Origin of the sequence: Pantoea sp. UBA5923, from assembly GCF_002431095.1 — a bacterium.
Lineage (GTDB): Bacteria > Pseudomonadota > Gammaproteobacteria > Enterobacterales > Enterobacteriaceae > Pantoea > Pantoea piersonii.
Map to the genome: position 1 here is coordinate 3,068 of NZ_DJDN01000077.1, position 1,761 is coordinate 4,828.

2 protein-coding genes are annotated in these 1,761 nt (G+C 57.4%); both read left to right on the top strand.

Annotated features, from left to right (window positions below; all coding sequences use genetic code 11):
• On the top strand, nucleotides 1–281 hold a 281-nt coding region (locus tag B3797_RS17210; RefSeq protein WP_414693108.1), incomplete at its 5' end, for an ABC transporter permease.
• A 378-nt stretch (nucleotides 282–659) separates the two neighbouring features.
• Entirely contained in the window at nucleotides 660–1,577 is a 918-nt protein-coding gene (gene nac / locus B3797_RS17215) for a nitrogen assimilation transcriptional regulator NAC (protein WP_311782519.1), read from the top strand.
• The last annotated feature ends 184 nt before the right edge of the window (nucleotides 1,578–1,761 follow it).

The window sequence follows — 1,761 nt, forward strand, 5'->3', positions numbered from 1 at the left end:
TGGCGGGCGTGGTGCTGGCGGCGCGCGTCAGCAGCGGTCAGTCAAGCATGGGGATGTCTTACGAGCTGGACGCGATCGCCGCAGCGGTTATCGGCGGCAGCAGCCTGATGGGCGGCGTCGGGCGCATTACGGGCACGCTGATTGGCGCAGTGATTTTGGGCCTGATCAAGAGTGGGTTTACCTTTGTCGGCGTCGATGCCTACGTTCAGGATATTATTAAAGGCATTATTATTGTGGCCGCCGTCTCGATTGATATGCATCGCAACCGCAAAAAACGCTGATTTCCTATGCTCAGGCCTGCCCGCTTTTAGAAAACGGGCAGGCTTTTTTTTTGCTGGCTCCCTCTCTGTTGCATACCTCTGTTTTGCTTATCTCACCCGTTCTTTTCTGCTATCCGCAATATGCACGTCTGGCTCGCACTGGCTGCACCAGCGAAGTGCATCCGCCGGGCTGTCCGTTACTGCCGCGCCATTCCTGCAGCTTATTACCTCTTTATGCGTAATCAGAAAGGCTTATTTTTCGCGCTGTTAGGATTTTTCTGCATAAGGCAGCGCGTGCCGGAAGAAAAACTGGCCTGCTAATTGCAATTTGTCTGTTACCAGGCCAGCAGGCCGCACGAACAGATGTTATTGGCATTCGGGGAATGTGACGGAGGCAAGATGAACTTAAGACGACTGAAATACTTTGTGAAAATCGTCGATATTGGCAGTTTGACGCAGGCGGCTGAAGTGCTGCACATCGCGCAACCTGCGCTCAGTCAACAGGTTGCCACGCTGGAGAACGAACTGGATCAGCAGCTGTTAATTCGTACCAAGCGCGGCGTAACGCCGACCGAAGCCGGTAAAATTCTCTATGCGCATGCGCGAACGATTTTACGGCAGTGCGAGCAGGCGCAGACGGCGGTAATCAACGCCGGACAGGTGCTCAGCGGACAGGTCTCTATCGGCATGGCGCCGGGTACGGCGGCATCCTCGCTGACCATGCCGCTGCTGCAAACGGTTCGGGAGCAGCATCCGGAAATTCTGGTTTATCTGCATGAGAACAGCGGCAGTTCACTGAATGAAAAGATAATGAACGGCCAGCTTGATATGGCGGTGCTCTACGACCGTTCGCCGACGGCGGGCATTACCAGTATGCCGCTGATAAAAGAAGAGCTTTACCTGGTCGGCGCAACCGACTGCCCCGGCGGATCGGTCGATCTGGCCCAGGTGGCGCAGATGAGCCTGTTCCTGCCGCGCGACTATAGCGCGGTGCGCAAGCGCGTTGACGAAGCCTTTTCACTGCGTCGTCTGAGCGCGCGCATTATCGGCGAGATCGAGTCTCTGTCGATGCTGACCGCCGCCGTCGCCAGCGGGATGGGCGTGACGGTGCTGCCGGAGTCTGCCGCGCGGGCGCTGGTCAGCTCAACCCAGGCCTGGATGGCGCGCATCAACAGCCCGGCGCTGCATCTGCCGCTGTCGCTGAACGTCTCGGCGCGTCTGCCGCTTTCGCCGTCCGCGCAGGCGGTGAAGGATATTTTGCTGTCGCTGCTTAACAAGCCTATGGCAGAGGAGCGTGCGCTGCTGCTGGTCAGCTAGCCTCGCTCTGGCGGCCCCACGGGGCCGCTTTACCTGTTGTGCAGGCACCAATCCAGATCCACCACCCGCTTTTGGCTTCCCATTCCCCATTACGAGTCCCGACCTTTCCCCATAAGCTCATCACTAAAAGCATTTAGACAACGCAGCCGCTTATAAAAAAATGAGAACTCACAGGCGAGGGTGT